This window comes from Tomitella cavernea (assembly GCF_016599145.1).
In the GTDB taxonomy this organism is placed as follows: Bacteria; Actinomycetota; Actinomycetes; order Mycobacteriales; family Mycobacteriaceae; genus Tomitella; species Tomitella cavernae.
In genome coordinates, this window is sequence record NZ_JAENKO010000041.1 from 24,938 (window position 1) to 42,160 (window position 17,223).

Below are 17,223 nucleotides of genomic sequence, written 5' to 3' on the forward strand. Positions count from 1 at the left end.
GACGTCGCCCGGCGCGGGACCGCTTAGGCTGGTGCATATGCAGTCCTGGTCCGATGTCGCCGTGCCCGCCGTCCCCGGCTCCGGCCCGCCGCTCCGTCTCTACGACACCGCCGACCGCGCCGTCCGCCCCGTCGCCCCCGGACGGGTGGCGGGCATGTACGTGTGCGGGATCACCCCGTACGACGCCACCCACATGGGTCACGCCGCGACCTATCTGACGTTCGATGTGGTCGCCCGGGTCCTGCGCGACAACGGCCACGAGGTTCACTACGTGCAGAACGTCACCGACGTGGACGACCCGCTGTTCGAGCGCGCCGCGCGCGACGGCATCGACTGGCGCGCTCTGGGCGAGCGCGAGACCGACCTGTTCCGCACCGACATGGCGGCGTTGCGCGTGCTGCCGCCGCGCGACTACATCGGGGCCGTCGAGTCCATCGACGAGGTCATCACCATGGTGGAGAAGCTCCTGGCCTCCGGCGCCGCCTACGTGGTGGACGACCCGGAGTACCCCGACGTCTACTTCAGCATCGAGGCCACCGAGCAGTTCGGGTACGAGTCGGGGTACGACAAGGCCACGATGGACCGGTTCTTCGCCGAGCGCGGCGGCGACCCCGACCGCCCCGGCAAGCGGCACCGCCTGGACGCGCTGCTGTGGCGTGTGCGGCGCGAGGGCGAGCCGTCGTGGCCGTCCCCGTTCGGCGACGGGCGTCCCGGCTGGCACATCGAATGCTCCGCCATCGCGCTCAACAGGATCGGCAGCGGTTTCGACATCCAGGGCGGCGGCAGCGACCTCATCTTCCCGCACCACGAGTTCTCCGCGGCGCACGCCGAGGCCGCGACCGGCGAACGCCGTTTCGCCCGGCACTACGTGCACACCGGGATGATGGGGCTGGACGGTGAGAAGATGTCCAAGAGCCTCGGCAACCTCGTGCTCGTCTCCCGGCTTCGCGAGGCGGGGGAGGACCCGATGGCGCTGCGCCTGGCACTGCTCGACGCGCACTACCGCACCGACCGGTTCTGGACCGGCGGGCTGCTCGACACCGCACGTGAACGGCTGCGGCGGTGGCGCGCCGCGGCGAACGCCCAGGCGGGGCCGGGGGCGGAGGAGACCGTGGCGCGGCTGCGTCAGCACCTGGCCGACGACCTCGACACGCCGAAGGCGTTGACGGCGGTGGACGCGTGGGCGGCGGACGTCGAGGCCGGCCTGGGGAGCGACGCCCAGGCGCCCGGGCTCATCGCCGACGCGGTCGACGCCCTGCTCGGCGTGCAGCTGACGGGATAGCGCACGCCCCGACGCGGCAACACGCGACCGACGCGCCGAAGAGCGGCCCCGTCCGCTATCCGCCCTGGCCGCCGGGGTCGGGGCCGCGCCCCGGCCCCTGGCGGCGCAGATAGCGCTCGAACTCTGCTGCGATCTCATCACCGTCGACGGCGCGCAGCATTTCGGAGATGTCGGTCTGCTCGTCACCCCGCTCCTCGAGCGCCTGCACGTACTCCGCGATGTCCTCGTCCTCTTCGGTGAGCGCTCGTGCGGTGTCCTGCCACTCCTCGGCCTGCCGCGGAAGGTCGCCCGCCGGAATCTCGAACCCGAGCACCTGCTCGAGGCGGCGCATCAACGCCACCATCACCTTGGGGTTGGGCGGCTGCGACAGGTAGTGCGGCACCGCGGCCCACAGCGTGGTGGCGGGGATGCCGGCGCGCACGCACGCGTCCTGCAGCACCCCGGTGATGCCGGTAGGGCCCTCGTAGTCGCTGCCGGTCAACCCGTACAGCTTCGCCGCGGCGGCGCTGTGGGTGCTGCCCGTGATGGGCACCGGCCTGGTGTGCGGGGTGTCCGCCAGCAGCGCGCCCACGGTGACGACGGCCGCAACGCCCGCCTGGGTGAAGAGATCCAGCAACTCGGCGCAGAAAGCGCGCCACCGCAGGTTGGGCTCGATACCGTGCACCAGGATCAGCTCGCGGCCGCCGGGGGAGAGGCGGCACCGCGTCAGCCGCGTGGCCGGCCAGGTGATCCGGCGGGTGACGCCCGAAATTTGAGAGATCGTGGGCCGGTTGACCTGGTAGTCGTAATAGCCTTCCGAATCGAGCTCGGCCAGCGGGGTGGCCCCGCCGATCAGGGCGAGATGCTCGACCAGTCCGGTCGCGGCGTCCGCCGCATCGTTCCAGCCTTCGAAGGCCGCGACCACGATGGGCCCGTCGTCGGCCGGGTCCTCGCCGTCGCGGCGCCGCGCATCGGGGCCGTCTGTATCGGGGTTGGGCGCACCGGCGCTGCGGGATGGGTCCGTACTGCTCACACCCCCAGCCTACGGTCCGTGGGAAATTACCGGACCACTACGCTGTCCTCATGCCTGCACACACTGATTCCGCACTCGCCCGCGCCCTCGACCGCCGTGTCGTGATCGGTGACGGGGCGATGGGGACGATGCTGCAGGCGGCCGATCTTCCGCTCGACGACTTCCGCGGTCTCGAGGGCTGCAACGAGATCCTCAACGAGACCCGGCCGGACGTGCTCCGGGACATCCACCATCGGTTTCTCGAGGTCGGGGTCGATGCGATCGAGTCGAACACCTTCGGCTGCAACCTTCCCAACCTCGCCGACTACGGCATCGCCGACCGCATCCGCGACCTCTCGCAGCGCGGAGTGGCGCTGGCCCGCGCCGCCGCCGACGAGGCGGGCCCCGGCGCGGACGGGCAGGGCCGGCTCGTCTTCGGTTCCATGGGCCCCGGGACCAAGCTGCCCACACTGGGACACGCGCCGTTCGCCGACCTCCGCGACGCCTACACCGAATCCGCACTGGGGATGCTCGACGGCGGCGCCGACGCCATCCTGGTCGAAACCTGCCAGGATCTGCTGCAGGCCAAGGCCGCCATCATCGGCAGCCAACGCGCGATGGACCGGGCCGGCCACCGCATCCCGATCATCACCCACGTGACGGTGGAGACGACGGGCACGATGCTCGTCGGCTCCGAGATCGGGGCGGCATTGAACGCCCTCGAGCCGCTGGGCATCGACATGATCGGGCTCAACTGCGCCACCGGCCCCGAGGAGATGAGCGAGCATCTCCGATTCCTCTCGCAGCACGCACGCATCCCCGTCTCCGTCATGCCCAACGCCGGGCTGCCGGTACTCGGCAAGAACGGGGCGGAGTACCCGCTGACCCCCGACGAGCTGGCGGAAGCGCTCGCCGGGTTCGTCACGCAGTTCGGCCTGTCCATGGTGGGCGGCTGCTGCGGCACGACGCCCGAGCACCTGCAGCGCGTGGTCGAGGCGGTGCGCGGAATCCGGCCCGCGCAGCGTGATCCGGTGCACGAGCCGGGCGTCTCGTCGATGTACTCCGCCGTGCCGTTCGACCAAGACGCGTCGTTCCTTGTCATCGGCGAGCGCACCAACGCCAACGGGTCCAAGGCGTTCCGCGAGGCCATGCTCGGCGGCGACTACGACAAGTGCATCGACATCGCCAAGGGCCAGATCCGCGACGGCGCGCACCTGCTGGACCTGTGCATCGACTATGTGGGCCGCGACGGCGCCGGCGACATGAGCGCGCTGGCGTCCCGGCTGGCCACCGCGTCCACGCTGCCGATCATGCTCGACTCCACCGAACCCGAGGTGCTGCGCGCCGGTCTCGAGCACCTGGGCGGTCGCTGCATCGTCAATTCGGTGAACTTCGAGGACGGCGACGCCCCGGATTCCCGCTATCAGCTGATCATGCGCCACGTGAAGGAGCACGGCGCCGCCGTCGTGGCGCTCACGATCGACGAACAGGGCCAGGCGCGCACGGCCGAGCACAAGGTCGCCATCGCGGAGCGGCTCATCACGGACCTCACCGGCACGTGGGGGCTCGAGGTGTCCGACATCGTCATCGACTGCCTGACGTTCCCGATCTCGACCGGGCAGGTGGAAGTGCAACGCGACGGCATCGAGACCATCGAGGCCATCCGCGAGATCAAGCGGCGCTACCCGCAGGTGCACACCACCCTCGGGCTGTCGAACATCTCCTTCGGGCTCAACCCGGCGGCACGCCAGGTGCTCAACTCGGTGTTCCTGCACGAGTGCGTTCAGGCCGGCCTCGACACCGCCATCGTGCACGCCTCCAAGATCCTGCCGATGGCGCGGATCCCCGACGAGCAGCGCGACACGGCCCTGGACCTGGTCTACAACCGCCGCACCGACGACTACGACCCGCTGCAGAAGCTCATGGAGCTGTTCGAGGGCGTCTCCGCCGCGTCCGCCCGCGAAACCCGCGCCCAGGAACTTGCCGCGCTGCCGCTGTTCGATCGGCTCGAGCGGCGCATCGTCGACGGAGAGAAGAACGGCATCGAGGCCGACCTCGACGAGGCGATGGGGACGGTGCCGCCGCTCGAGATCATCAACGGCACGCTGCTGTCCGGGATGAAGACCGTGGGCGAGCTGTTCGGCTCCGGCCAGATGCAGCTGCCCTTCGTCCTCCAGTCGGCCGAGACGATGAAATCCGCGGTGGCGCACCTCGAACCGCACATGGAGGCCGCCGACGACTCCGGTAAGGGGCGCATCGTCCTCGCCACCGTCAAGGGCGACGTCCACGACATCGGCAAGAATCTCGTCGACATCATCCTCAGCAACAACGGGTACGAGGTCGTGAACCTGGGCATCAAGCAGCCAATCACCACGATCTACGACGCCGCGGTGGATAAGAGGGCGGACGCCATCGGCATGTCCGGACTGCTGGTCAAGTCCACCGTGGTGATGAAGGACAACCTGGTCGAACTCAACTCCAAGGGTGTGGCGGGCGACTTCCCGGTGCTGCTCGGCGGCGCCGCGCTCACCCGCACCTACGTCGAGGACGACCTGGCCGAGATCTACGAGGGCGACGTGAGCTACGCGCGTGACGCGTTCGAGGGCCTGCGCCTGATGGACGAGATCATGGCGGTGAAGCGCGGCGAGGGACCGGACCCGGACAGCCCCGAGGCCCTCGAGGCCGCCCGCAAGAAGGAGGAGCGCAAGGAACGCCGACGCCGGTCCAAGCGCATCGCCGCGCAGCGCAAGGCGGCCGAGACGCCCGTGGAGGTCCCCGAACGCTCCGACGTCGCGGCCGACAACCCCATCCCCACCCCGCCGTTCTGGGGCACCAGGGTGGTCAAGGGCCTGGCCGTCAAGGATTTCGCGGGCATGCTCGACGAGCGCGCGACTTTCCTGGGCCAGTGGGGCCTGCGCGGCGCCCGCAAGGGGGAGGGGCCCTCCTACGAGGAGCTCGTCGAGACCGAGGGACGTCCGCGCCTGCGCTACTGGCTCGACCGCCTGACCGCGGAGGGGATCCTGGCCCACTCGGCGGTGGTCTACGGGTACTTCCCGACCGTCTCGGAGAAGGACACCGTGCACGTGCTCGAGTCCGCGGATCCGGATGCTCCCGTGCGCTACTCGTTCACCTACCCACGACAGGAGCGCGGGCGTTTTCTGTGCGTCGCGGACTTCATCCGCTCACGCGGGCAGGCGCGCGAGACCGGCCAGGTGGACGTGCTGCCCTTCCAGCTGGTCACCATGGGACAGCCCATCGCCGACTTCGCCAACCGGCTTTTCGCGGAGAACCACTACCGCGACTACATGGAGGTGCACGGGCTCGGCGTGCAGCTCACCGAGGCGCTGGCCGAGTACTGGCACAGCCGCATCCGCTCCGAACTCACCGTCGACGGCACCTGGTCGGTGGCCGACGACGATCCGGTGGCCATCGAGGAGTTCTTCAAGCTCGGGTACCGCGGCGCCCGGTATGCGTTCGGCTACGGCGCCTGCCCGAACCTCGAGGACCGGCGCAAACTGGTAGCGCTCCTGGAACCCGACCGGATCGGCGTGGAGCTCTCCGAGGAGTTGCAGCTGCATCCGGAGCAGTCCACCGACGCGTTCGTCCTGCACCACCCCGAGGCGAAGTACTTCAACACCTGAGCGCTCACCGGACACTCCGGGCGAGGCCGACGGCGCAGCCGCCCCGCCCGGGCGACGCCCCGTCGGCGTCGCCCGGGCGTGTGGGAAGATGACTTCCCGTGAAGACCTTCGACTCCCTGTTCGCCGAGCTGTCCCTGCGCGCCGCGGAACGACCTGAGGGCAGCGGCACCGTCGCCGCACTGGACGCCGGCGTCCATCACATCGGCAAGAAGGTGATCGAGGAGGCAGGCGAGGTGTGGATCGCCGCCGAGCACGAGACGGACGACGAACTCGCCGGCGAGATCTCGCAGTTGCTGTACTGGGTGCAGGTGATGATGGTCGCGCGCGGGCTGTCCCCGGAGGACGTATACCGGCATCTGTGAACCGCGGGCCCTCCCGCAGTCCGGACCGTCGACCATCCACCTGACCGCAAAGGAACCGCACATGCTCAGGGTCGCCGTACCCAACAAGGGGGCGCTGTCCGAATCGGCCGCCGCCATGCTCGCCGAGGCCGGCTACCGCCGCCGCAGCGACAGCAAGGACCTCACCGTGCTCGACGACGAGCACGAGGTCGAGTTCTTCTTCCTGCGCCCCAAGGACATCGCCACCTACGTGGGGTCGGGCGAGCTGGACCTGGGGATCACCGGCCGGGACCTGTCCCTGGAATCCGGCGCCCCGGTGGCCGAGCGGCTCGCCCTGGGCTTCGGCCGCTCCACTTTCCGCTACGCGGCCCCCCGGGGTCGCGAGTGGACCGTCGGCGACCTGGACGGCGTCCGCATCGCCACCGCGTATCCGAATCTGGTGCGCGCCGACCTGGCCGCGCGCGGCCTGTCCGCCACGGTGATCCCGCTCGACGGGGCCGTGGAGATCTCCATCCAGCTCGGCGTGGCGGACCTCATCGCCGACGTCGTCGGGTCCGGACGCACCCTGCGTCAGCACGACCTCGCGCCGTTCGGCGAGGTCCTGTGCAGGTCGGAGGCGGTGCTGATCGGGCGCGACGACGCGTCCGAGGCAGGGGCCGCCGCGCGCGCCCAGCTCACGGCCAGGGTGCAAGGCGTCGTGTATGGACAGCAGTACGTGCTGCTGGACTACAACTGCCCGCGCGAGCTGCTGGACGAGGCCTCACGAGTCACCCCCGGAGTCGAGTCTCCGACCGTGTCCGACCTGGCCGAACCCGGCTGGCTCGCCGTGCGCGCCATGGTGCCGCGCAAGGGCATGAACGGGGTCATGGACCAGCTCAAGGCCGTCGGTGCGCGGGCGGTGCTCGCCACCGACATCAGGTCCTGCCGCATGTGAGCCTGCGCGCCGGTGGTCAGATGCGGCGGCGCACCAGTAACGATTGCGCGGTACGTGCCACCGGTCCCGCCTCGTCATGGATGACAGCGGTGCACATGCCCACCCCGTCGGGGCCGACGCTGGACTCCGCGGCGATCCCCAGGCCGACTCCGGGCACGCGGTGGATGTGTACGGACATCTCGGTGTTGAGGAACGTCCATTCCCGCGGATCGAGGGTGGCGCCGACACCGTTGGCCGCGTCGATCACGCAGAACATCCGCTCGAGGGGTGTAGGCTCCTCGCCCGCCACCAGCGCCACTTTCCCGCGCACCCGCACGCGACCCGGCTCCTCGTCCCCGGCGAGTGAGGTCCACTGCCACTCGACCGCGTCGAGGAACGTGACCACCTCGTGGGCGCCGAAGAAGCCAAACCCCGAATCTGCCGACGGCCGCCCCGCGGGGTATCGGTCGTCCGTGGCCCGCTGCACCATCGCGGTGTCCTCGGTGGCCATCCGCCAGGCCCGCGCGCTCGCCACCGTCCGGGCCGACCCGTCGGGCATCGGCGCGTCCATCCGCGCCTCGAGCAGTTCGATGGAGCGCCCCGGCCGAAGCACACGGCTGCGCACCCGGCATTCCGTGACCGGCACCGGGCCCAGCAGCTCCACTGTGACGCGGGCCAGGCGGGCGCCTTCCCGCGGGTGGCCGCGTTCCATGGCGCGCACCAACAGAGCGGCGGGCGGCGAGCCGTGCTGCATCTCCGTGCTCCACACGCTGCGCGTGTAGTCGGTGGCGGCGAAGCGTTCGGTCCCGTCGTCCGCGACACCCAGCCGGTGGTAGAAGGCGGAGTCCGCCCCGGAATCGGTCATGCGCACCAGTGTGGCCGATGCGGCACGTCGGCACGCTACGGGCCCGGCCGCCCGCCCGCGACTACTCTCCGGGCCAGCCGGGGTAGGGCGGCGGCGTGCCGTCGAAGGCGGGGCACAGCGCCTTGTGATCGCACCAGTCGCACAGCTTCGACGGCGTCGGGCGGAAATCGCCGGTGCTCCCCACGGTACGGATGGCCTGCCAGAGCGCGGACACGGTGCGCTCGAACCGGTCGAGCTCCGGCTCCGTGGGCTCGTAGATCAGGTCCTCGCCGCTCTTGAGGTACATCAGCCGCAGTTGGGTCGGCAGCACACCACGCTCACGCAGAAGCGCCAACGCGTAGAACTTCATCTGGAACAGCGCGGTGGCCTTGCCCGGCCCCCACGGCAAGCGGCCCGTCTTGTAGTCGACCACCCGCACCTGCCCCGTGGGCGCCACGTCGATCCTGTCGATGAACCCGCGCAGTGGGGTGCCGTCATCGAGGCGGGTCTCCACGCGCTGCTCGCACGCATCCGGTTCGAACCGCGTGGGATCCTCCATCGTGTAATAGCCGGCGATGAGTCCGCGTGCCTCGTCCAGGAACTGCGCGCGGTCCGCCGGCCCGACCAGCCCGGCCAGCTCCGGCTGGCCGGCGACCATCTCGCTCCAGGCCGGCTCCAGAAGACCGGCCGCGCGTTCCTGGACCCGCTCGGCCGCCGGGAGCGCGTAGAGCCGTTCCAACGCGGTGTGCACCAGCGTGCCGCGTGCCTGGGCCGTCGACGGCGTCTCCGGGATGCGGTCCACCGCCCGGAACCGGTACAGCAGCGGGCACTGCTTGAAGTCCGAGGCCCGCGACGGCGAGAGGGCGATGTGCCGGCGCCCGCGCGCCCGCCCTCCGCGGTGTGCCTGCTGTGACGGGGCAGTCTTCTGCACGGGGTCTCCGGGTGCGGGCGTGTCCATGGCTGGCAGGGTAATGCCCGATACCGACAGGAAGGCAACCGACTGATGGCGATCGACGCCGAGGCTTCAGCGTCCGGGACGGCGCCCGGTGGGAGCGGAGCGCCGACCGGGCCGTTCCGCGTGGGCGAGCGGGTCCAGCTCACCGACGGCAAGGGGCGCAAGTACACCGTGGTGCTCGCCCCCGGCGGCCAGTTCCACACCCACCGCGGCGCCATCGAGAACGACGCGCTCATCGGCGCGGCCGAGGGCACGGTGGTCGAGTCGTCCAACGGCACGCCATATCTGGCGCTGCGGCCGCTGCTCACCGACTACGTGCTCTCGATGCCGCGCGGCGCGCAGGTCATCTATCCCAAGGACGCTGCGCAGATCGTGCACGAGGGCGACGTGTTCCCCGGCGCGAGGGTGCTCGAGGCGGGCGCGGGCTCCGGCGCGCTGACCTGCTCGTTGCTGCGGGCCGTGGGCCCGGAGGGCCGCGTCATCTCCTACGAGGTCCGCGAGGATCATGCGGTGCACGCCGTCCGCAATGTCGAGACGTTCTTCGGTGGCCGCCCAGCACACTGGGACCTCACCATCGGCGATCTCGCCGAGGCGTCCCCGGAGGCCGTCGGCGGCCACGTCGACCGGGTCATCCTCGACATGCTCGCACCGTGGGACGTGCTTCCTGCCGTGGCGCGCACCCTCGTGCCCGGCGGAGTGCTCATCGTCTATGTGGCCACCGTCACCCAGCTTTCCCGCGTCGTCGAGGCGCTGCGCGAACAGGCGTGCTGGACCGAGCCCCGCGCCTGGGAGACGATCGTGCGCGACTGGCACTCGGTGGGTCTGGCCGTGCGTCCCGAGCACCGCATGCAGGGGCACACCGCATTCCTCATCGGCACCCGCCGACTGGCCGACGGCACCATCGCCCCCCGGCCCGAGCGCCGCCCCAGCAAAGGCTGAGCGCACAGCGGTCGAGCCGCATCCCCCTCCGCGCGGGCGGCGGGGATCCGGGACACGCTTTGCGCCGGTAACCGCCGCCGACGCCGTCATCCCGGTAGCGTTGGAGGCACAACGGGTTCGGTGCCGCAGCGCGGCCTCCGTAGGCGCCGGGACGCGCTTCCCCGCAGGTTCACCCGCGGGCGGCGGCCCGGTGACCGGGCAGCCGGTGCTGCGGGGCGGTCCGATCGTCGACGGCGGCGCCCGTGCGGGTCCGCCGCCGTCCGCAGAGGGAGGACGTCATGACAGCACCAGGGAACGGCGCGGGCGCGAATGCGCCGCACGGCGACGGATCCGATCAGGATTTCGAACGTCGCATCGCCGCGCTCACCACGCGCAACACCAAGCTCGCCGAGCTGCTCAAGGAGGCGCGCACCCAGCTCGTCGCCCTGCGCGAGGAGGTGGACCGGCTCGGGCAGCCGCCCAGCGGGTTCGGCGTGCTCGTCGGATCCGTCGATGACGAGGCCGCCGACGTCTTCACCTCCGGACGGCGGATGCGCCTCACGCTGTCACCCAACCTGGACGCGTCGACGCTGCGCCGCGGTCAGAGCCTTCGGCTCAACGAGGCCCTCACCGTGGTGGAGGCCTGCGATTTCGAACAGGTCGGCGAGATCTGCACCCTGCGTGAGGTGCTCGACGACGGTCACCGCGCGCTGGTCGTGGGCCATGCGGACGAGGAACGCATCGTGTGGCTGGCGGATCCGCTGCTGGAGAGCCCGCTGGGCGAGTACGGCGAACGCAAGCCGCTGCGCGCCGGCGACTCCCTCATCGTCGACACCAAGGCCGGCTACGCCTTCGCCCGCGTCCCCAAGGCGGAGGTCGAGGACCTGCTGCTCGAGGAGGTGCCGGACGTCGACTACACCGCCATCGGCGGGCTGGGACGGCAGATCGAGCAGATCCGCGACGCCGTGGAGCTGCCCTTCCTGCACGGCGACCTGTTCCGCGAGTACGCGCTGCGCCCACCCAAGGGGGTGCTGCTCTACGGCCCGCCGGGCTGTGGAAAGACCCTCATCGCCAAGGCGGTGGCGCACTCCCTGGCCCTCAAGATCGCGGAGTCGCGTGGCAAAGACTCGCGCGAGGTCAAGTCCTACTTCCTCAACATCAAGGGCCCCGAACTGCTCAACAAGTTCGTCGGCGAGACCGAGCGGCACATCCGGCTGATCTTCCAGCGCGCGCGGGAGAAGGCGTCCGAGGGCACGCCGGTGATCGTGTTCTTCGACGAGATGGATTCGATCTTCCGCACCCGCGGGTCCGGCGTATCGTCCGACGTGGAGACGACGGTGGTGCCGCAGCTGCTCAGCGAGATCGACGGCGTCGAGGGCCTGGAGAACGTCATCGTCATCGGTGCGTCCAACCGCGAGGACATGATCGACCCCGCCATCCTGCGGCCGGGCCGCCTGGACGTGAAGATCAAGATCGAGCGGCCCGACGCCGAGGCCGCGCAGGACATCTTCTCCAAGTACCTCACCGAGGGCCTGCCCATCCACGCCGACGACCTGGCCGAGTTCGGCGGCGACCGGGCCGCTTGCGTGCACACGATGATCACCCGGGTCGTGGACCGCATGTACGCGGAGAGCGAGGACAACCGCTTCCTCGAGGTCACCTACGCCAACGGCGACAAGGAGGTCCTGTACTTCAAGGATTTCAACTCGGGTGCCATGATCCAGAACATCGTCGACCGCGCCAAGAAGTACGCCATCAAGGAGGTGCTCGACACCGGCGCGCCAGGGCTGCGAGTCCAGCATCTGCTGGACTCGATCGTGGACGAGTTCAGCGAGAACGAGGACCTGCCGAACACGACGAACCCGGACGACTGGGCACGCATCTCCGGGAAGAAGGGCGAGCGGATCGTGTACATCCGCACGCTCGTGACGGGCAAGTCGTCCAGCGCCAGCCGGGCCATCGACACCGAGACCAGCACGGGGCAGTACCTGTGATGGACCAATGCCTGTGATGGGGCAGTACCTGTGATGGAGCGATACCCGCCCGAAGCCGACGCGACCGCCCGCCCGGCGGACCGCGGCGGCGGGCGGCGATAGGCTCGGGCCATGCAGCGCATCATCGGGACCGAGGTCGAGTACGGCATCTCCGCTCCAGGCGAGCACTCCGCCAACCCCATCGTCACCTCCACGCAGGCGGTGCTCGCCTACGGCGCTGCCACAGGAATGCCGCGGGCGCGCGGCACCCGGTGGGACTACGAGGTGGAGTCGCCGCTGCGCGACGCCCGCGGGTTCGACCTTGGGCGCAGCCGCGGCCCGGCGCCCGTCATCGACTCGGACGAGGTGGGCGCGGCCAACCTCATCCTCACCAACGGCGCGCGACTGTACGTGGACCACGCGCACCCGGAATACTCCGCGCCCGAGGTGCTCGACCCGCTGGACGCCGTCATCTGGGACAAGGCGGGCGAACGGGTCATGGAGGCCGCCGCCCGGTACGCGGCGAGCGTGCCCGGCACGCCGCGCCTGCAGTTGTACAAGAACAACGTCGACGGCAAAGGCGCGTCCTACGGCACGCACGAGAACTACCTCATGCGCCGCGACACCGATTTCACCGACATCGCGGTGGGGCTGATCCCGTTCTTCGTCTCACGCCAGGTGATCTGCGGCTCCGGGCGGGTGGGCCTGGGCCAGTCCGGCGAGGAGCCGGGATTCCAGCTTTCCCAGCGCGCCGACTACATCGAGGTGGAGATCGGGCTGGAGACCACGCTCAAGCGCGGCATCATCAACACCCGCGACGAGCCCCACGCCGATTCCGCGAAGTACCGTCGCCTGCACGTCATCGTCGGCGACGCGAACCTCGCCGAGACCGCCACCTACCTCAAGGTGGGCAGCACGGCCCTGGTGCTGGACCTCATCGAAGCCGGCGTGGGCCTGGCCGACCTGCAGCTGGCTGCCCCGGTGCAGGCCATCCATGCCATCAGCCACGACCCCACGCTGCGCACACGCGTGGATCTGTCGGACGGCCGCCGGCTCACCGGCATCGAACTCCAACGCGAATACCACCGGCGGGCGGCCGAGTTCTGCGCCCGCCACGCGCCCGACGACGCGCGCGCCGCCGACGTGCTCGAGCAGTGGGCGCAGGTGCTCGACCTCCTCGACGAGGATCCGATGCTGTGCGCCGACCGCCTCGATTGGCCCGCGAAGCTGCGCCTTCTCGACGGTTTCCGGCAGCGGGAGGGGCTCGGATGGTCTGCGCCGCGGCTGCACCTGGTGGACCTGCAGTACTCCGACGTCCGCCTGGACAAGGGTCTGTACAACCGACTCGTCGCGCGCGGGTCGATGCGGCGCCTCGTCGCCGAGGAGCAGGTCCTGCACGCGGTCGGCAACCCGCCCACGGACACCCGTGCGTACTTCCGCGGTGAGTGCCTGCGACGGTTCGGTGCGGACATCACCGCGGCCAGCTGGGACTCGCTCATCTTCGATGTGGGAGGGGAGTCGCTGGTGCGCATCCCGACGATGGAGCCGCTGCGCGGGACCCGTGCGCACGTGGGCGCACTGCTCGACACGGCGACGACCGCGCGCGAGCTGGTCGACTCGCTGACGTCGTAGTACACGCACGGGCGGGCCGGTGCGCTAACGGTGTGAGAGCTGTTGCGCACCTACGACGCCCGCCATCGGTAGGGTGACAGGTGAGACGGGCGCCGGCCCCCGGGCAGAGGGCCCGGTTCGGCGGCCGATACGGCGCGACACTCCAGGAGGGGCGCGATGGCACAGGAGCAGACCAAGCGCGGCGGCGGCGAGGACGACGACGAGGCCGTCACCGGCGGCGCGGGACAGCAGCAGAGCACTGCGTCCGTGGACGACACGGACGACCTCCTCGACGAGATCGACGACGTCCTGGAGGAGAACGCCGAAGACTTCGTCCGCGCATACGTGCAGAAGGGCGGCCAATGATCCCGGGCGGGTGGGACGGCCCGGGCCTGCCCGGATTCGGCGTCGCCGGCACCGGCCACCCGCGCCGCACCGTGCGCCCGGACGCGCCGTCTTCGGACATGTCCTCGTTCGCCGAGCATCTGCGCCTGTTCAACCCCGAACTGCTGCCCGGTCACGGCCCGCAGGCCGCGGCCACGCAGGCCGGGGCGGCACCGTCGGTGCCGCACGGCACCACGATCGTCGCGCTCGCCCACACCGAGGGCGTGGTCATCGCCGGCGACCGGCGGGCCACCATGGGGAATCTCATCGCCAGCCGCGACATCGAGAAGGTCTTCGTCACCGACGCCTACTCGGCGGTGGGGATCGCCGGCACTGCGGGCGTCGCGATCGAGCTGGTACGGCTGTTCGCGGTGGAACTCGAACACTACGACAAGATCGAGGGCATGCCGCTGACCTTCGACGGCAAAGCCAACCGCCTCGCCACGATGGTGCGCGGCAACCTCGGTGCCGCGATGCAAGGGCTGGCCGTCGTCCCGCTGTTCGTCGGGTACGACACCGCGGTGGGCGATCCCGCCCGCGCCGGCCGCATCGTCTCCTACGACGTCGCCGGGGGCCGCTACGAGGAGCACGCCGGCTACCACGCCGTCGGGTCGGGTTCGCTGTTCGCCAAGTCGGCGCTCAAACGGATGTACTCGCCCGACGACGCGCCCGAGGCCGCACTGCGCAAGGCCGTCGAGGCCCTCTACGACGCCGCGGACGATGATTCGGCCACCGGCGGGCCCGACGCCACCCGGGGCGTGTACCCCACGGCGATCTCGGTGACCGTCGACGGCGCCCAGGCCGTGCCCGCGGACCGGATCGAGGCCGCCGCCGCCACGGTGATCGACGACCGCACCCGCCGGGCCGGACGGGCCTGAGCGAGGCCGCACATCCGCACCCCCGCGACCAGCACAGCGACGAAGAACGCCAGGACGGAGCCGCCCCCATGACCATGCCCTATTACGCGTCGGCCGAGCAGATCATGCGCGACCGCTCCGACTTGGCGCGCAAGGGGATCGCCCGGGGCCGGAGCGTGGTGGCGATGACCTACGCGGACGGCGTGGTTCTCGTCGCCGAGAACCCGTCGAAGGCCCTGCACAAGGTGAGCGAGCTCTACGACCGCCTCGCCTTCGCCGCGGTGGGCAAGTACAACGAGTTCGAGAACCTGCGCCGCGCGGGGATCATGCACGCGGACATGCGCGGGTATTCGTACGACCGTCGCGACGTGACGGGCCGTTCGCTGGCCAACGCCTACGCGCAGACGCTCGGTTCCATCTTCACCGACCATCCCAAACCGTACGAAGTGGAGATCTGCGTGGCCGAGGTCGCGCCCGCCGGGTCCGGCGACGCGCCGCAGCTCTACCGGATCACCTACGACGGGTCGATCGTCGACCACTCCACGTTCGTCGTCATGGGCGGCGCCGCCGAACCGGTCACACGCGAACTGTCGTCCGCGTTCACCGAGGGGATGGACCTCGCCGCCGCTCTGGACACCGCGGTGGGGGCATTGGAACGGGGGACAGGGGAGACGGACGCCGCCCAGGCGCGCAGCCTCACGGCAGGCGTGATCGAGGTGGGGGTACTCGAGCACCACCGCCCGCGCCGCGCATTCCGCCGCGTAGGGGCGGAGGAGATCGCGCGGCTGTTGCCGGCGCGCGCCGCCGGGGGCACCGCCGAAGACCGGCAGGGCACGGCCGGAAACGGTGCAGCCCCGGCGAGCGGCGGCGACGCGGCCGGTGGCGGCGCGGACGAGACCGGATAGCCGCGCTCGCACACGATCTCGCCTTCAGTTCACGTCCGCGCGGTAGTGTCGGGGTGTGCAGCGAAGGATCATGGGCATCGAGACCGAGTACGGGGTCACCTGTACCTTCCACGGGCACCGGCGGCTCAGCCCCGACGAGGTGGCGCGGTACCTTTTCCGCCGCGTCGTGTCCTGGGGCCGCAGTTCCAATGTGTTCCTCCGCAATGGCGCCCGGTTGTATCTGGACGTGGGGTCGCATCCGGAGTATGCGACTGCGGAATGCGACGGTCTCGATCAGCTCGTCACCCACGACCGTTCGGGGGAGATCATCCTCGGGCAGCTTCTCGACGACGCGGAGTCGCGCCTTCAGGACGAAGGGATCGGCGGCGACATCTACCTGTTCAAAAACAACACCGACTCCGCCGGCAACTCCTACGGCTGCCACGAGAACTACCTCATCGCCCGGGCGGGTGAGTTCTCCCGGATCTCCGACGTGCTGCTGCCGTTCCTCGTCACCCGCCAGCTGATCTGCGGCGCGGGCAAGGTGCTGCAGACCCCCAAGTCGGCTTCGCTGTGCCTGAGCCAGCGCGCCGAGCACATCTGGGAGGGCGTCTCCTCTGCCACCACCCGGTCCCGGCCGATCATCAACACCCGCGACGAGCCGCATGCCGACGCCGACCGGTACCGTCGGCTGCACGTGATCGTCGGCGATTCCAACATGTCCGAGACGACGACGCGCCTCAAGGTCGGCACCGTGAACCTGGTCCTCGAGATGATCGAGGCGGGTGTCGCGTTTCGCGACTTCGCGTTGGACAACCCCATCCGGGCCATCCGTGAGATCAGCCACGACCTCACCGGCACGCACCCGGTGCGGCTGGCCGGGGGCAGGCACGCCAGCGCGCTCGACGTGCAACGGCATTACCATGAGCGCGCCGTGGCCTTTCTTGCCGACCGCGCACCCGACGCGGAGCTCGACGCGGTCGTCGACCTGTGGGGCCGCATGCTCGACGCGGTCGAATCGGACGATTTCGGAAAGGTGGACACCGAGGTCGACTGGGTCATCAAACGCAAACTGTTCGAGCGATATCAGAATCGGTACGGCATTTCGCTCGCAGACCCCAAGATCGCGCAACTCGACCTCGCTTACCACGACATCAAACGCGGCCGCGGCGTATTCAACCTGCTGGAGGGCAAGGGTCTGGCCGCCCGGATCACCGAACCGGAAGATGTCGACGCGGCGGTGGAGACCCCGCCGCACACCACGCGCGCGCGGCTGCGCGGCCGGTTCATCGCCGCCGCCCAGGACGCCGACCGCGACTTCACCGTCGACTGGGTGCACCTCAAGATCAACGACCAGGCCCAGCGCACCGTGCTGTGCAAGGACCCGTTCCTCGCGGTCGACGAGCGGGTCGACCGCCTCATCGCCGCAATGTGACCGGCTTGCCCGGTGCCCGCGACATTGCCCGGAGCCCGTCGCACTCCCGCACGGCGCGGGCGGTATGGCGGCTCTTCAGCTCTTAGAGTGCGTTGATGCGTGCGGCGAGTTGGCCGGAGTGCAGTAGTGATCGCAAGATGTAGTGGTCGAGGTTGCGGAAGCCTTGAGCGATGCCGCGTAGGTGTTCCAGGCGG

Annotated in this window: 14 protein-coding genes; 11 read left to right on the forward strand and 3 right to left on the reverse strand. The window is 70.3% G+C overall.

Annotated features, from left to right (window positions below; all coding sequences use genetic code 11):
• Nucleotides 1-37: 37 nt before the first annotated feature.
• Nucleotides 38-1,282, forward strand: a complete 1,245-nt coding sequence (gene mshC / locus JJ683_RS13910; RefSeq protein ID WP_200174983.1) for a cysteine--1-D-myo-inosityl 2-amino-2-deoxy-alpha-D-glucopyranoside ligase — start codon at nucleotides 38-40, stop codon at nucleotides 1,280-1,282.
• A gap of 55 nt (nucleotides 1,283-1,337) precedes the next feature.
• Here mshC and JJ683_RS13915 read toward each other — a convergent pair whose 3' ends face one another.
• Entirely contained in the window at nucleotides 1,338-2,294 is a 957-nt protein-coding gene (locus JJ683_RS13915) for a PAC2 family protein (RefSeq protein WP_200174985.1), read from the reverse strand.
• A 50-nt stretch (nucleotides 2,295-2,344) separates the two neighbouring features.
• Between JJ683_RS13915 and metH the strand changes: the two genes are divergently transcribed.
• The 3 genes from metH (at nucleotide 2,345) to hisG (ending at nucleotide 7,189) form a co-directional block, all read left to right on the forward strand.
• Entirely contained in the window at nucleotides 2,345-5,914 is a 3,570-nt protein-coding gene (metH, locus tag JJ683_RS13920) for a methionine synthase (protein WP_200174986.1), read from the forward strand.
• Nucleotides 5,915-6,012: 98 nt separating this feature from the next.
• Entirely contained in the window at nucleotides 6,013-6,276 is a 264-nt protein-coding gene (locus tag JJ683_RS13925; RefSeq protein ID WP_182360046.1) for a phosphoribosyl-ATP diphosphatase, read from the forward strand.
• A 61-nt stretch (nucleotides 6,277-6,337) separates the two neighbouring features.
• A complete protein-coding gene (gene hisG, locus JJ683_RS13930) occupies nucleotides 6,338-7,189 on the forward strand; it encodes an ATP phosphoribosyltransferase (protein ID WP_200174987.1) in 852 nt (283 codons plus the stop codon).
• A gap of 16 nt (nucleotides 7,190-7,205) precedes the next feature.
• Here hisG and JJ683_RS13935 read toward each other — a convergent pair whose 3' ends face one another.
• Both JJ683_RS13935 and JJ683_RS13940 read right to left on the reverse strand, forming a co-directional pair.
• Nucleotides 7,206-8,033: a thioesterase family protein gene (locus JJ683_RS13935; protein ID WP_200174988.1), complete on the reverse strand. Its 828-nt coding sequence runs from the start codon at nucleotides 8,031-8,033 to the stop codon at nucleotides 7,206-7,208.
• 61 nt (nucleotides 8,034-8,094) lie between these two features.
• Nucleotides 8,095-8,970 (reverse strand): RecB family exonuclease, encoded by an 876-nt coding sequence (locus JJ683_RS13940; RefSeq protein ID WP_200174989.1) that lies wholly within the window; start codon nucleotides 8,968-8,970, stop codon nucleotides 8,095-8,097.
• Between the two features lie 45 nt (nucleotides 8,971-9,015).
• Between JJ683_RS13940 and JJ683_RS13945 the strand changes: the two genes are divergently transcribed.
• From JJ683_RS13945 to pafA, 7 genes are all read left to right on the forward strand, one after another.
• Nucleotides 9,016-9,906 carry a tRNA (adenine-N1)-methyltransferase gene (locus JJ683_RS13945; protein ID WP_200174990.1) on the forward strand — a complete coding sequence of 297 codons (891 nt, stop codon included), beginning with the start codon at nucleotides 9,016-9,018 and terminating at the stop codon, nucleotides 9,904-9,906.
• 278 nt (nucleotides 9,907-10,184) lie between these two features.
• The gene (gene arc / locus JJ683_RS13950; RefSeq protein WP_200174991.1) at nucleotides 10,185-11,879 is read left to right on the forward strand and encodes a proteasome ATPase; all 1,695 of its coding nucleotides are present in this window, start codon (nucleotides 10,185-10,187) and stop codon (nucleotides 11,877-11,879) included.
• A gap of 111 nt (nucleotides 11,880-11,990) precedes the next feature.
• Entirely contained in the window at nucleotides 11,991-13,490 is a 1,500-nt protein-coding gene (gene dop / locus JJ683_RS13955; protein ID WP_200174993.1) for a depupylase/deamidase Dop, read from the forward strand.
• Between the two features lie 156 nt (nucleotides 13,491-13,646).
• Entirely contained in the window at nucleotides 13,647-13,835 is a 189-nt protein-coding gene (locus tag JJ683_RS13960) for a ubiquitin-like protein Pup (protein WP_200174995.1), read from the forward strand.
• 98 nt (nucleotides 13,836-13,933) lie between these two features.
• Nucleotides 13,934-14,731, forward strand: a complete 798-nt coding sequence (gene prcB / locus JJ683_RS13965) for a proteasome subunit beta (protein ID WP_200175011.1) — start codon at nucleotides 13,934-13,936, stop codon at nucleotides 14,729-14,731.
• A gap of 68 nt (nucleotides 14,732-14,799) precedes the next feature.
• Nucleotides 14,800-15,615, forward strand: coding sequence for a proteasome subunit alpha (gene prcA / locus JJ683_RS13970; protein WP_200174997.1), 816 nt, complete (start codon nucleotides 14,800-14,802; stop codon nucleotides 15,613-15,615).
• Between the two features lie 55 nt (nucleotides 15,616-15,670).
• Nucleotides 15,671-17,029 (forward strand): Pup--protein ligase, encoded by a 1,359-nt coding sequence (pafA, locus tag JJ683_RS13975; protein ID WP_200175000.1) that lies wholly within the window; start codon nucleotides 15,671-15,673, stop codon nucleotides 17,027-17,029.
• Nucleotides 17,030-17,223 lie beyond the last annotated feature (194 nt).

What these genes read in the sequence shown, in the direction of transcription:
- JJ683_RS13960 (WP_200174995.1), top strand. Translation starts at nt 13,647, where the DNA reads ATGGCACAGGAGCAGACCAAGCGCGGCGGCGGCGAGGACGACGACGAG.
- JJ683_RS13945 (WP_200174990.1), top strand. Translation starts at nt 9,016, where the DNA reads ATGGCGATCGACGCCGAGGCTTCAGCGTCCGGGACGGCGCCCGGTGGG.
- arc (WP_200174991.1), top strand. Translation starts at nt 10,185, where the DNA reads ATGACAGCACCAGGGAACGGCGCGGGCGCGAATGCGCCGCACGGCGAC.
- mshC (WP_200174983.1), top strand. Translation starts at nt 38, where the DNA reads ATGCAGTCCTGGTCCGATGTCGCCGTGCCCGCCGTCCCCGGCTCCGGC.
- JJ683_RS13940 (WP_200174989.1), bottom strand. Translation starts at nt 8,970, where the DNA reads ATGGACACGCCCGCACCCGGAGACCCCGTGCAGAAGACTGCCCCGTCA.
- JJ683_RS13935 (WP_200174988.1), bottom strand. Translation starts at nt 8,033, where the DNA reads ATGACCGATTCCGGGGCGGACTCCGCCTTCTACCACCGGCTGGGTGTC.
- hisG (WP_200174987.1), top strand. Translation starts at nt 6,338, where the DNA reads ATGCTCAGGGTCGCCGTACCCAACAAGGGGGCGCTGTCCGAATCGGCC.
- prcB (WP_200175011.1), top strand. Translation starts at nt 13,934, where the DNA reads ATGTCCTCGTTCGCCGAGCATCTGCGCCTGTTCAACCCCGAACTGCTG.
- dop (WP_200174993.1), top strand. Translation starts at nt 11,991, where the DNA reads ATGCAGCGCATCATCGGGACCGAGGTCGAGTACGGCATCTCCGCTCCA.
- prcA (WP_200174997.1), top strand. Translation starts at nt 14,800, where the DNA reads ATGACCATGCCCTATTACGCGTCGGCCGAGCAGATCATGCGCGACCGC.
- metH (WP_200174986.1), top strand. Translation starts at nt 2,345, where the DNA reads ATGCCTGCACACACTGATTCCGCACTCGCCCGCGCCCTCGACCGCCGT.